Annotated in this window: 9 protein-coding genes and 2 pseudogenes; 6 read left to right on the forward strand and 5 right to left on the reverse strand. The window is 68.8% G+C overall.

Going from position 1 to position 12,539, the window contains the following annotated elements:
• Nucleotides 1–20: 20 nt before the first annotated feature.
• Both K7G60_RS30710 and K7G60_RS30715 read right to left on the reverse strand, forming a co-directional pair.
• Nucleotides 21–1,279: pseudogene (locus K7G60_RS30710) on the reverse strand (IS701 family transposase).
• Between the two features lie 162 nt (nucleotides 1,280–1,441).
• A complete protein-coding gene (locus tag K7G60_RS30715) occupies nucleotides 1,442–2,509 on the reverse strand; it encodes a bifunctional NAD(P)H-dependent oxidoreductase/GNAT family N-acetyltransferase (RefSeq protein ID WP_225804243.1) in 1,068 nt (355 codons plus the stop codon).
• Nucleotides 2,510–2,539: 30 nt separating this feature from the next.
• On the opposite strand from K7G60_RS30715, the gene K7G60_RS30720 reads away from it, so the two are divergent.
• From K7G60_RS30720 to K7G60_RS30730, 3 genes and pseudogenes are all read left to right on the forward strand, one after another.
• Nucleotides 2,540–3,007 carry a MarR family winged helix-turn-helix transcriptional regulator gene (locus K7G60_RS30720; protein ID WP_225804244.1) on the forward strand — a complete coding sequence of 156 codons (468 nt, stop codon included), beginning with the start codon at nucleotides 2,540–2,542 and terminating at the stop codon, nucleotides 3,005–3,007.
• A gap of 565 nt (nucleotides 3,008–3,572) precedes the next feature.
• Nucleotides 3,573–4,385, forward strand: a complete 813-nt coding sequence (locus tag K7G60_RS30725; RefSeq protein WP_225804245.1) for a hypothetical protein — start codon at nucleotides 3,573–3,575, stop codon at nucleotides 4,383–4,385.
• A gap of 69 nt (nucleotides 4,386–4,454) precedes the next feature.
• Nucleotides 4,455–5,273, forward strand: a pseudogene (locus tag K7G60_RS30730) (IS5 family transposase).
• A 478-nt stretch (nucleotides 5,274–5,751) separates the two neighbouring features.
• Here K7G60_RS30730 and K7G60_RS30735 read toward each other — a convergent pair.
• The 3 genes from K7G60_RS30735 to K7G60_RS30745 all read right to left on the reverse strand — a co-directional run bounded on the left by K7G60_RS30735 (nucleotide 5,752) and on the right by K7G60_RS30745 (nucleotide 8,818).
• Nucleotides 5,752–6,003 carry a hypothetical protein gene (locus K7G60_RS30735; RefSeq protein ID WP_225804246.1) on the reverse strand — a complete coding sequence of 84 codons (252 nt, stop codon included), beginning with the start codon at nucleotides 6,001–6,003 and terminating at the stop codon, nucleotides 5,752–5,754.
• A 623-nt stretch (nucleotides 6,004–6,626) separates the two neighbouring features.
• On the reverse strand, nucleotides 6,627–8,246 hold the full coding sequence (locus K7G60_RS30740) for a cation acetate symporter (RefSeq protein WP_225804247.1): 1,620 nt from the start codon (nucleotides 8,244–8,246) through the stop codon (nucleotides 6,627–6,629).
• Complete coding sequence (locus K7G60_RS30745; protein WP_225804248.1) at nucleotides 8,243–8,818, reverse strand: DUF485 domain-containing protein; 576 nt, start codon at nucleotides 8,816–8,818, stop codon at nucleotides 8,243–8,245. Before K7G60_RS30745 ends, K7G60_RS30740 begins: the two co-directional genes overlap by 4 nt.
• Nucleotides 8,819–9,358: 540 nt before the next feature.
• Between K7G60_RS30745 and K7G60_RS30750 the strand changes: the two genes are divergently transcribed.
• The 3 genes from K7G60_RS30750 (at nucleotide 9,359) to K7G60_RS30760 (ending at nucleotide 12,136) form a co-directional block, all read left to right on the forward strand.
• Nucleotides 9,359–10,561, forward strand: coding sequence for an IS110 family transposase (locus tag K7G60_RS30750; protein WP_374115713.1), 1,203 nt, complete (start codon nucleotides 9,359–9,361; stop codon nucleotides 10,559–10,561).
• A gap of 541 nt (nucleotides 10,562–11,102) precedes the next feature.
• Nucleotides 11,103–11,618: an IS110 family transposase gene (locus K7G60_RS30755; protein WP_225804249.1), complete on the forward strand. Its 516-nt coding sequence runs from the start codon at nucleotides 11,103–11,105 to the stop codon at nucleotides 11,616–11,618.
• Nucleotides 11,618–12,136, forward strand: coding sequence for a transposase (locus tag K7G60_RS30760; RefSeq protein WP_225804252.1), 519 nt, complete (start codon nucleotides 11,618–11,620; stop codon nucleotides 12,134–12,136). The genes K7G60_RS30755 and K7G60_RS30760 overlap by 1 nt, the downstream gene beginning before the upstream one ends.
• Nucleotides 12,137–12,539: the final 403 nt, after the last annotated feature.

Raw genomic sequence — 12,539 nt, forward strand, 5'->3', positions numbered from 1 at the left:
CCAGCAGCTTTGTCGGCGGATCATCGCCGGTAATGGCTGTGTCGGGCTGCTGTCTGGTGGCGTCTGGGCCAGGTGGACCAGTGCAGCAGCCCGGCCACTGACGGGGCCAGTGGGCCGAAGACGATCGCGAGTAGCCGACGGATCTCCGGGACGGTCAGCGGGAACGGTTCGAGGCTGCGGGCCAGGTGGTGGGGTTCGTCAGGCCGGTTGAGGGCCTGACCCGCGGCGATGGCTGCAAGGAAGGCCAGGGCGAGCATGGCGAGGGTGATGTGCCGGTGCCACGAGGTCCAGTTGCGGACCTGGTAGTGGTCGAGTCCGACCTGACCCTTGGCGGCCTGGAAGCACTCCTCGACGCTCCAGCGGACACCGGCGACGCGGACCAACTCGGCCAGGGGCACCTCGGCGGGCGACCAGCACAGGTAGAAGGCGAGCTCACCGCTGGTGCGGTTGCGGCGGATCAGCAGGTGACGGCGGCTGCCCGGGCCGATGTGGACCCAGGCCCAGTCGTAGTAGCGCAGACCCTTCGCGCCGTTGTCCGCGCTCTGCCGCTGTCAGGCGGTGGCGGGCAGGCGGCTGGCGACGGTGTCCGCGCGGATGGCGGTGCGACCTTGGTTGATCCGTACCCGTGTCGAGCAGGCGACGGCCATCACGTAGCCGGCCCCGCGTTCCTCCAGGGCGGCTCGAAGCTGCGTGTCCTCCCGTATGCTTCGTCGCCGGTCACCCACGATGCCTCCACCCCGGCGTCCAGCGCGGCGCCGATCATCTCCCAGGCCAGGCGGGGCTTGGTCGCGAACTGCACGTCGTCGGGTATCCCGGCAGCGTGACGGCGTTCGGGATCACCACGCCAGGAGTGCTCAGGCAGGTAGAGCCGGCGGTCGATCAGTGCCCTTCCCCGGCTGGTGGCGTAGGCCAGGAAGACTCCGACCTGGGAGTTCTCGACGCGTCCTGCGGTGCCGGTGTGCTGCCGTTGCACTCCTGCCGAGGCACGCCCCTTCTCCACGAAGCCGGTCTCGTCCACGATCAGTACCGTGCCGCCGGTGCCGAGGTGTTCGACAGCGTAGGCGCGCAGGTCGTCGCGGATGGCGTCGGCGTCCCCGTGTGCGTACCGCAGCAGCCGCCGCATCGGCCCGGGACGGGCGTGACCGGCCTGTTCGGCCAGCTGCCGGCAGTTCTTGCGCTCGACGTTCGACAGCAGCCCGATCAGGTAGGCGCGGGCACTGGCCCGGGGCTCAACTCGACCGAATTGGCCCGCGATCCGCGCCAGGACCTGGTCGAACATCGCTCGCCAGCGGATGGGGTCTACGCTATGGCCAGCGGCCACCGCACGATCTTCGTTTGTCCACACACCAACCGGTGATCACGAGGTGGCCGTACCCGTCACCGGCCGGGTCCGCAACAAGCTCGCGAAACCAGACTGCTACCAGACTGCTAGGCCACGTTTCTACGGGGTTATGTCCTTGGTGAGGCGGACGGTTCCGTCATCGCCGGTGAGTGACGCCGACTGGTATCCCTCGCTCTGGTAGAGGGCGATGTTCTGCCGGCTGTGGACGCCGGTGTGCAGCACGATGCGGCGGCAGCTCGGCTCGGCCGCGGCTTCGGCGGTGCGCAGCAGCCAGCGGCCCAGTCCCTGGCCCCGCAGGTCGGGTACGACGCCGAGCCGGCCCAGGTGCCAGTCGGTGTCGACACGTCGGGCCCGCACCATGCCCAGCAGCCGGCCGTCCCGCCACAATCCCATGACGTGCCAGGTCGCCAGCCACTCGCCTATCTGCTCCGGTGACTCGTGCAAGGCCGGGATGGCCAGGGTGTCGTTGGCGAGGGCCTCGTCCACCCAGCAGCACCGCTGCACCACCGTGACCTCGGGAGCGTCATCAGGGGTCAGCCGCCTCAGGTAGGAACCCGGCAGTGGGCCGGGCGGCAGGCCGGGGCGTGCCCCTTCGCGCATCGGACGCAGGGCGTGGGCAACCCGGACCAGTTCGTCCAGGACACCGACGGCCGCCCCGGCAAGAGTGGCGCTCGGGCGGATCTGTCCGTCTTCGACCGCGTCACTGATGCGTATCGCGACCGTGCGTCCCAACGGCACCAGGCGCAGTGTGGTCACCACCTGCTTGGCGTGCTGGACCGAGCGCGTGCCCGCGGATGTGTTCCCGTAGCTGATGAAACCGATCGGTTTCCATGCCCACTCGCGACCGAGGTAGTCGAGCGCGTTTTTCAGAGTCGCCGGCATTCCGTAGTTGTACTCCGGCGTCACCACTATGAAGCCGTCCGCGGCGTTCACGAGCGCGCTCCATCGTCTGGTGTGTTCGTGCGCGTAGAGACCCGACGACGGATGCTCCTCTTCGTCCAGGAAGGGCAGGTCGAGGTCGCCGATGGCCATGGGCACGAGTTCGACGTCGAGTTCCCCGGCGCGAGGCGTGATCGTATCGATCAACCACGTGCCGACCGCCGGGCCGAGGGCGCCGGGCCGGGTGCTGCACACCAGGACGAGGACGCGCGCCGTTTTCGTTGACATGGAAATGAAAATATCCGGTAGGTTGATTCCATGTCAACGAAGCCCTCGGCTGAGAATGTGCGCTGGCTGACCCCGGACGAAGAGCGGGCGTGGCGGGCCTACCGGCGCATGGTGGTCGCCGTGCAGGCCGCCACAGCGCGTGACCTGGCCGCGGCCGGGCTCTCCGAACCCGACTACGAAGTGCTCAGCACGTTGTCGGAGCGGCCCAACCGCACCAGCACCCTGCGGGAACAGGCTGCCAAGATGCGATGGTCCCGCAGCCGGCTCTCCCGGCACGCCACCAGGATGGAAGCGCGCGGCCTCCTGCAACGTGCACCCGACCCGGCGGATGGCAGAGGCTGTTTCCTCGTTCTCACCGACCACGGCCTGGACACACTCAAGAACGTCGCCCCGGCGCATGTCGCCTCGGTGCGACGCCACTTCATCGACCGGCTCCCGGCCGAGGACCTCAGCGCCCTCGAACGCATCGCCCAGAAGCTCGAGGACATCGAGGGCTGACGGGGAGCGCCGGTCAGCCGCGCACCTACGACGGCGACCGGCGAGACTCAGCATCCGTGGTGACCGGCGACGAAGCCCACAGCCAGGACCCACAGCTCCGGACAGCCCTGGAGGCCCGGAAGGTGGGCCCTCGTGGCAGCCGCTACAGACGAAGCTCCGCCGACCAGATCACGAAACCGCACTGGAGCATCAGGCGCCCCAGTCGCCGTCGGCGGCGACGCGCGTTGGTGAAGTCAGCGCCGAGATGGGTGTGAGTAGTTGACGTACAGGAAATCCCGGTGAGATTGCTCTTGGTCGGTTACTGAGATCGAGCTCGTGGTGTCGTGCGGTTGCTCGCCGGTGTCGACGAGAGCGGGACGCTCGCCTTCGCGGAGGTCGTCACCGCCGCCCCTCTCGACACCCCGGCGCCCGACGGCGCCGCACCCGTCACGACCAGCGCGCCCCGCGCCCCGGAGCAGCTGGCCGGGGAGCGGGGCGGCCCTCGCCGCCCTCCTCCCGGGCAAGGGCCGGGGAACGGGGGTCCGAGGGGCTGACCTGGGCGAAAACCCGCTCTACGATCATGCCCATGTCGACATCCATCTCCTCCCTCCCGGTGCTCCGAGGCCGGGGCGGGGCCGTCCTGTCCGCCGAGGACATCGGACTGGTCCTCGACCTCCCGCGCGAGCAGGTCACCTTCACCCCCGACGGGCTGGGCCGGATACGCGCCGAGGGGCGCTCGGTCCTGATCGAGCTGCGGGCGAAGGCCGGGACGACACCGCGCGTCCACCGCATCGACGACGTGGACGAGGCGGCGGCGACCGCCTTCGCCGAGGGGGTCAACGCGATCCTGACGAACCGGACGGACAGCGACGACGTCGACGGGGCCCCGTTCGCCGTGGTCCGCTCGCTCGCCCCCACCTGGCGGACGAGGTTCCACCGCCGGATCCTGCGGGGCGCGCTGTGGCACCTGCTGGCGCTCGTCGTCCTCTGCGTGGTGGCCGGCGCGCTGGGCAAGTGGGACGTGGTCATCCTCACGATCCCGGTCGGCGGCCTGGCCTGGCTGGGCCTGTGGATCGGCCTGTACGGGGTGATCCGCGCACGACGGGAACGGTGGCTGTACCGACACGGCGTCCTGGTGACCGCCACCCGGGCCACGATGACCCGCGGCGGATACGTCTACCCGGACGCGACCGGCACGTACCGCGGCTTCCTGCACGGCGAGGCCGGTCCCGCGATCACCGTGGCCCACCCGCCGGAGGACCCGGCGGACGTGCTGGTGCCGGTGGCCCCCTTCACGCACCTGGTGGACACCTACGCCGGCGCCTTCCTGGTCGTCTGCGGCGGCCTCCTGGCCCTCCTCCACGTCGTGATGGCGGTGGTCTTCCTCCTCGACGGCTAACTGATCGTTTCAGAATGAGTTCGGCGTGAGGGCTTGGCGATCGGGTCTGGTGGCGGCAAAGTGGCGCAGGTGCCGGATGATCTTGTACCTGATGACCTGTGGGAACGTATCGCTCCGCTGCTGCCGCCCCGCCCGCCGCGGCGTCATCGGCATCCGGGGCGTCTGCCGGCGGACGACCGTGCGGCCCTGCGGGGCATCGTGTACGTGCTGCGCAAGAACGTCAGCTGGAGGGACGTGCCCGCCGAGCGGACCGGCTGCAGTGGAGTGACGGCCTGGCGGCGGCTGCGGGACTGGACCGAGGCCGGCGTCTGGCCCCGCCTGCACGAGGTGCTCCTGGCCGAACTGCGCAAGGCCGGTCTGCTCGACATGGACGACGCCGCGATCGACGGCTCGCACGTCCGGCACTGAAGGGGGGCGCACACCGGACCTTCGCCGGTCGACCGTGGGCGGCCGGGCAGCAACCTGATAGTCGACCGGCACGGCACACCCCTCGCCGTCACCCTGACCGGCGGAAACCAGCACGATGTCACCCAGCTGACGCCCTTGCTGGACGCGATTCCCCGCATCCGAGGACTTCGCGGGAAACCGCGGCACCGGCCGGGCCGGCTGTTCGCCGACCGCGGCTACGACTACGACTACGACTACGACTACGACAAGTACCGCCGCACTCTTCGGGCCTGTGGCATCACACCCGAGATCGCGCGTCGAGGCGTCCCGCACGGCTCCGGGCTGGGCAAGACACGCTGGGTCGTTGAGCGGACCTTCGCCTGGCTGCGCCAGTTCAAACGACTGCGGACGCGCTACGAGATACGTGCCGATCTCCACCTCGGCCTGCTCCAACTCGCCTGCAGCATCATCTGCTTGAGGCGCCTGCGAATCTCATTCTGAAACGATCAGTTACACGACCGTCTTTGACGGGCAACTCTTGCTGTCGGACGGACGGATGGCCGTCGGGGATGTGGAGGGGCTCACTCGGTTCGTGAGCCTGCTTGGAGGCCGCGGCCTTTGGAACGTACGAGTGGCGGTTGATGCCCCGGGGTGGAAGGCCCGAGCCATCGATGTAACGGTTGGCCGGCACAACAGCTGACGCTTGGGCCGAAGACGGCAGACCGCGGAGCCGGTATCAACCTCTCGGCTCCACGGCATGCTTCTGATCCGTAGCTCTAGCCGGAACGGTCAGCGGCAGCCATTCCGGCCGCTACGGGGCCTCGGAGTGAGGGTGAAGGGTGTGGGCGGTTGCTGTGGTTGCGGTACGGAGCTGTTGTACGCCTGCGTCCTGCTCCGCGCGCTCCAGGACCCCGACGGTCTTCCGCCGCCATCGGAGTTCCTGACCGTGGCGAACAGCCTCACCAGCAGGACTGTGATGTCACTCCTGCTCGTTGAAATCCTCGTCCCATTCTTCGGCGTCAGCATACTCGGCTGACGCGTCTGCCCACCGGTAGTCCCACGTCATCCGACTCCGCACGGCGCTGACGCTGCCGTCCAGGAGCTCCCCCTTTGCCGCCTCAACAGCGGCCACAACGGCTGCGTCGTACGCCGCCTTGATCCGTGGACCGTGGATCTTTCGGTCCCCCATCTCGAACTCAAGTGTCACGGTCATGATCTTCTGTACCGCCATGGTCCCCACCTCTGGCAATCGACTGCCTGCTGCAAGTGATCCAAGCAGCGAGCACCACGGTCCGTACGCAAAACGACAAGATCGGTCGAGCAGCGTCGAGCAGCTTTGCTCGGTGTCCTGGCCGGGCTGAGGTCGAGCATGATCAAGGGGCAGACGAGCGGCCGGAAAACAGCTGAACGACACGCTCATCGGCCACATTGAGACTGGTACCGACGCGGAGTGACCACACCGGCCTCCGCCGTATCGCGGCAGCAGATGCTCCCCGTCCGCCACTTCCCGGTGGTCCGGTCGCCTCACGCTCTCGTCATCCGTGACGGCGGGAGTGCGGCGCCTGGCCCTACTCGGGCCTGGCAGCCAGCCGACGCGACGCAAGAGGCCGCCCCTCCCCTCGCTGCTAGGGTCTTTCATTTGGATCAGGGCGGATCAATGAGTGGGGTTTGGTGCCGTGGATCGCAAGGCGGAGGAAGGAGCCTTGCCGACCGACGGCAACGCGGCGAGGTGCGGCACCAGGGCATGCGAGCCCGGCAAGATCCAAACGAGAGGCCCGAGGCACCCCGGGACAGCTGAAAGGGGCGCCCGGCCTGGAACTTCAGGCCGGGCGCCCTTTCGTGGGGGCGTGCACGTCAGGACGCAGTGGTGCCGTTCGCCGCGGGTGTGCCGGCCAGGATCGTCTCCTCCACCGCTTCGTAACGCATGTGCTGGTCGGCCGGGTCACGTTCGTAGAGCACCGTGCCGAGCCAGCCCGCGAGGAAGCCCAGCGGGGCCGAGAGGATGCCCGAGGTGGTGAACGGGAACCAGTTGAAGTCCTGGCCCGGGAAGATCGCCTGGGGCGATCCGGACACCAGATTGCTGCCGGTCATGAGGATGCACGCGGAGGTGCTACCCACGATGAGGGTGCAAAGCAGTCCCGTACGGGAGTAGCGGCGCCAGAAGAGACTGTAGACGAGGGCCGGTGCGACCGCGGACGCGCCGATGCAGAACGACATGGTGAGCAGTGCCTGAAGGTTCAGATGCCGTGCACCGGCGGCGATCGCGATCGCCACGAACCCGACGCCCGCCGCGGCGATCCGGGCGATGGCCATCTCCGCGGAGGCCTTCAGTCGCGCCTTTCGACGCAGCCCGTGCGTGATGAGGTCGTGCGCCAGAGTGTTGGCGCAGGCGAGGGTGATCCCGGCGACCGAGGCCAGCAGGGTGAGGAAGACGGCTGTCGCCACGGCCGTGAACAGCAGGGTCTCGATGGCCGTCTGGTCGGTCCCCATGATGGCCTGGCTGACCATGAGGAACGCCGTCTTGCCCTGCGGGTCGCCGGCGACGATCCCCTGGTGGCCGACGATCGCCGCCGCGCCGAAGCCGATGACAGCGATCAGCAGACAGGTCACGACGACGGTCGACACGGCCCAGGACATCGAGCGCCGCACGGCTGCCGCGCTGCGCGCGGTGAACATGCGCATGGTGATGTGGGGGAGCACCGCGGCGCCGAGCACGACCGTCAACTGGGTGCTGATCATGTCGATTTCGTTGCCCCCGAACTGCAGACCGGAGGCGAGATAGGCGTCTCCCGCCCCGCTGCCTCGTTTGGCGGCGTCCAGCAGGGAGGGCAGGCTGAAGTCGAATCGGTGGAGGATGAGCGCGGCGATCGCGAGGGACGCGCCGAGCAGGGCGACGGTCTTGACGATCTGGATGAACGCGGTGCCCTTCATGCCGCCGATCGCCGCGTACGCGATCATCAGCAGGCCCAGGAACACGATCGCCCCGGTCTTGAAGCCGTCGGAGTCGAAGCCGAGGACGACCGAGAGGAGATCGCCCGCGCCCGCGAGCTGGAAGATCACCAGCGGCAGCAGCGCGGTCAGGGTCACGGCGGCCGTGACGATCCGCACGGCGGGGCCGGGGAGACGCCGGGTGAGGACGTCGCCGATCGTGAACCGGCCGGCGTTACGCAGCGGTTCGGCAAGCAGGAACATCATCAGGACCAGCGAGAGCACGGTGCTCAGGGCGAGCGTGACGCCGTCGTAGCCGACGAGCGCGATGATGCCGATGGTGCCGAGCACGGTGCCGGCGGAGATGTAGTCGCCGGCGATCGCCAGGCCGCTCTGCACGGGGGACAGCGAGCGGTAACCGGTGTAGAAATCGCCCAGGTCGTCACGGTCGGGACCGGTCATCACGCACAGCAGCAGCGTGACGGTGATGACCGCGATGAACGCGATCAGCGACATGGTCTGGGCCTCGGAACTGAAGCTGGTCATGCGCGCGCACCTCCGGTGGGCTGCTGCCACACGGGACGTCCGGAGCGGCTCTGGCGTTCCGTCCGGGACGCGACTGCCGCCCGCTCGGCGCGTTCGCGGATCGCCGCGGCGAGCGGGTCGACGCGGTGGCGCGCGATCCGCTCGTACAGCGCGATCGCAGCCAGCGCCACGGGCAGCTGGAGGAGCCCCAGGACCAGCCCGGTGGTGAGACCACCGGTGATGTTGCCGGTCATCATCGAGGGGGCGTAGCCGGACAGGAAGAGGAAGATGACGAAGTAGCCGAGCGCGGTGAAGGTGGCGACGCGGCGGAGCCTGCGGTAAGCCGATCCGAGCCGCTGCAGATCGTCACGATCGTCGGTGGCGGCGGGCGGTTGCGGCTGCCGGGACGCGTCCCAGGGCTGCTGCGCGGAGTCCCAGCCCTGCGGCGAGGAGTCCCACGCTCGCGGGGACGAGTCCCAGGCTGCCTGTGGGTCGGTATCCCAGGACTGCGACGCCGCCTCTTGGCGGTGCCGCCCGGCATTCTGGTGCTGGGGCAGGGGCGGTGGGCCGGGGAAAGGCTGGTGGTACGACATCGATCTTGCTCCTTGCCGCCCCGGGGAACGGGCGGGTGGCGCTGGTGGTCCGCGTATGTTACTCATGGGTATAGCCCTTGCATAAGGGGATTTCCGACCGCTCGGTATGTCGGTTCGGTGACGATCCTGTGCACGTGGCGACGAAACCGGCGATAACCTCCGTCGTGGATCTTTCCGCAGGTCACGGGTGAGTCTCGGGCCGCCCCTGGAGCCAGGCAGGCCGCTCGGCACGACCGGTCCGGCGAATGCGCCGGGCGGGCCGACGAGGTGGTCGGGTGGATGCCCTCGACTCCCCCCCCCCGTTACCTTTTTCGTGGCTCCGCAACGGGGCCTCCGGCCTTCGGGTCCGGCATGACTTCCCCCCTTGTTGCGGTTGATGATCCGGGGGGTGGTGTCACCGGGCCCGGAGGCATCGACGGACCGCTGATGAGGGGCTTGAGCACCGGCTTCACCCGATCCGGAAGAGCTCTCCGTAACGTGGATGTGGCAGCTCGGTGCCCAGGCAAGGCCGGACGAGAACGTGAGCGGAGGGGCCTGCACGTGATCGACACCGGCGACATCGACGTCTTCCTCGGCCTGGACGTCGGCAAGGGCGAACACCACGCCACCGCCGTCACCCCGGCCGGAAAGAAGGCGTTCGACAAGCGCCTGCCCAACACCGAACCCAAGCTCCGCGAGCTGTTCGCGAAACTCCAGGCCAAGCACGGGACGGTGCTGGTCGTGGTCGACCAGCCCGCCTCGATCGGCGCCCTGCCGCTGGCCGTCGCGAGAGACATGGGCTGCCCGGTCGCCTACCTGCCCGGCCTGACGATGCGGCGGATCGCCGACCTCTACCCCGGCGAGGCGAAGACCGACGCGAAGGACGCGTTCATCATCGCGGACGCGGCCCGCGCGATGCCGCACACGCTGCGGTCGATCGACGGCGAGGACGAGACGATCGCCGAGCTGGAGAGGATCGTCGGGTTCGACGACGACCTGGCCGGTGAGGCCACCCGGGTGGCCAACCGGCTGCACGGCCTGCTGACCCAGATCCATCCGTCGCTGGAACGGGTCCTGGGACCGCGGTTGCAGCACCCGGCCGTCCTCACGCTGCTGGAACGGTTCGGGTTGCCGGCCCAGATACGCAAGGCGGGACGTCGGCGGCTGGTCACCTTGCTGCGGCCGAAGGCACCGCGGATGGCCGAGCGGCTGGTCGAGGAGATCTTTGCCGCGTTGGACGAGCAGACCGTGACTGTTCCGGGGACGGAGGCGGCCTCGTTGATCGTCCCGAGCCTGGCCGGATCCCTGACGGCCGTGCTCGACCAGCGGAAACTGTTGGCCGGGCGGATCGAGGAACTGCTGGAGGCCCACCCTCTTTCGAAGGTCCTGACCTCGATGCCGGGAGTCGGCGTCAGGACCGGAGCCCGCATCCTGATCGAGGTTGGCGACGGCAGCACCTTCCCGACCGCCGGCCACCTCGCCGCCTACGCCGGTCTCGCCCCGGCGACCCGGAGCTCGGGTTCCTCGATCCGCGGCGAACAGCCCTCCCGGAGGGGAAACAAGCAGCTCAAGCGGGCCTTCTTCCTCTCCGCGTTCGCCGCCCTGGGTGACCCGGCGTCCCGGGCCTACTACGACAAGAAGATCGCCCAGGGCAAGCACCACACCCAGGCCCTGCTCTGCCTCGCCAGACGCCGGGCCGACGTCCTCTTCGCGATGCTCCGCGACGGAACCTTCTACGAACCCCGGCCAGCCTCAGCGGGCTGATCCTCAGCGGCCTCGCCGCACACGGGACAGTCCCGCTCGTCGACCGAGTCCAACACGACCGGATGACTGCAAAAGTCGCACGGCCGCATGCTTTCGCCGGCCGACTCCCGAACAGGCACGTCATCACTCATGACAGCCACACTGCCACCCGACCACCTTGACCAAAGACATAGGGGCACCCCCCGGCCCGGATCGGCCTGGCCTGCTGCCGATGGCAGGAACGCCTCCGCCCAGGTCTCCGCCCCGCCAGCAGCACCGGCCGGGGGTGCAGACAGGACATTGAGGAGGCTTCCGGCCAGGCTCCTGACTTGTTGAATCGACCCCAGACGCTCGGTCTGCAGCCGTAGCGTCCAGGGTGTCGGTCGGCATGGGCCCGCAGTGCTCCTTGCCGCCCCCGGGCTGGCTCACTGATAGCGTGCCGCCGCCGGCCGACACCCGCGCGGTGTGGCTCGACAGAGGCATGAAGGTGACACGGTGACTTCAAGTCAGGGTGCCCACCGCACTCCCCTTCCTGACTCATCGAGTGCGAGGGCAGCAGCCTGTGATCCTGATCGGTGTCGATCCCCACAAGTCGTCCCACACAGCCGTCGCCGTCGACGTCGCCGGTCACCAGGTGGCCCAGCGCCGCTTCGTCGTCAACGCCGGCGCCTTCCGCCAGCTGATGCGTTGGTGCGAGCAGTGGCCCGACCGTCGTTTTGCGATCGAGGGCGCCGGCGGCCTGGGCCGCTCGCTCGCCCAGCAACTGGCCGCCGCGGACGAGAACGTGGTCGACGTGCCCTCCACCCTCTCAGCCCGGGCCCGGCTGCTGGCCACCGGCGGAGACCGCAAGACCGACGCCAAGGATGCCCTCCACGTCGCCCAGGTCGCCCTCTTCCGCCATGACCTGCGACCCGTGGTCCAGGAAGACCAGACCACGATCCTGCGACTGCTGACCGAGCGCCGAGACGACCTGGTCCACGAGCGCATCCGCGTCCTCAACCGACTGCACGCCGTCCTGCGCGATCTCCTGCCCGGCGGTGCCCCACCGGTCTGTCGGCCGACAAGGCTGCCGCCTTGATGAAAGGCATCCGGCCGGTCACGGCCACCGACAACTGCCGTCGGGACATAGCCCGTGACCTGCTGGCCGACCTGCGCAGACTGGACCGGCAGGTCAAGGACAACGAAGCCGAGATGCGCGAGGCCGTCGCCGCGACCCGCACGACGCTGACCACCCTGCCGGGCCTGGGGACCGTGCTGGCCGCGAAGGTCCTCGGCCACATCGGGGACGTCAGCCGGTTCCCCACCGAGCACCACTTCGTCGGCTATACCGGCAGTGCACCACTCGACGCCTCCAGCGGCAACAACGTCCGCCACCGACTCAACGCCGGCGGTAACCGCGCGCTGAACTCGGTGCTGCACACCATCGCCGTGTGCCAGATCCGCGACGGCGGCCGCGGACAGGACTACTACCTCCGCAAGATCAGCGAGGGAAAGACACCTTCGGAGGCCCGCAGAGCCCTCAAGCGACGGCTGTCCAACGTGGTCTACCGGATCATGAAACGAGACCAACGGAACCGCCTCGCTCAGGCCGCTTGACACACAGAGGCGCTATCAGGCCGTGTTCCGCCCGGCCGGAGCCATGAGAACAGGTCCCGGTGGTCGGACAGAACAGTTTGAGGACAACCCAGCAGGGCGTCAGTTAGCGCCCGAGCCACGACCACCGGAACTTGAGTATCAGCATCAATGTCACTGAGCCGTTTTCATCCTGTCTCTGTGGGGTGAAATGGCAGGTCAGCAAGGGTGTGTAACGAGGCGAGGCTCCTGGTCGTTGCGGTGGTGTTCTCTACGCACCACGCATCGTCCGAGGAACCTCTCCCGTGTCGTGCCACGGTCGACGTCCCGCATGAGCTGGTCGAGCACGTTTCCTGGCTCATCTACGCACGAAGGCGTGAACGCCGCTCGCGGTGGCGGAAGCCCGGCTGCTTCCGCCAGGCCCTGC

Source organism: Streptomyces sp. NK15101 (assembly GCF_020400725.1).
GTDB lineage: Bacteria > Actinomycetota > Actinomycetes > Streptomycetales > Streptomycetaceae > Streptomyces.

What these genes read in the sequence shown, in the direction of transcription:
- K7G60_RS30715 (WP_225804243.1), bottom strand. Translation starts at nt 2,509, where the DNA reads ATGTCAACGAAAACGGCGCGCGTCCTCGTCCTGGTGTGCAGCACCCGG.
- K7G60_RS30720 (WP_225804244.1), top strand. Translation starts at nt 2,540, where the DNA reads ATGTCAACGAAGCCCTCGGCTGAGAATGTGCGCTGGCTGACCCCGGAC.
- K7G60_RS30725 (WP_225804245.1), top strand. Translation starts at nt 3,573, where the DNA reads ATGTCGACATCCATCTCCTCCCTCCCGGTGCTCCGAGGCCGGGGCGGG.
- K7G60_RS30735 (WP_225804246.1), bottom strand. Translation starts at nt 6,003, where the DNA reads ATGGCGGTACAGAAGATCATGACCGTGACACTTGAGTTCGAGATGGGG.
- K7G60_RS30740 (WP_225804247.1), bottom strand. Translation starts at nt 8,246, where the DNA reads ATGACCAGCTTCAGTTCCGAGGCCCAGACCATGTCGCTGATCGCGTTC.
- K7G60_RS30745 (WP_225804248.1), bottom strand. Translation starts at nt 8,818, where the DNA reads ATGTCGTACCACCAGCCTTTCCCCGGCCCACCGCCCCTGCCCCAGCAC.
- K7G60_RS30760 (WP_225804252.1), top strand. Translation starts at nt 11,618, where the DNA reads ATGAAAGGCATCCGGCCGGTCACGGCCACCGACAACTGCCGTCGGGAC.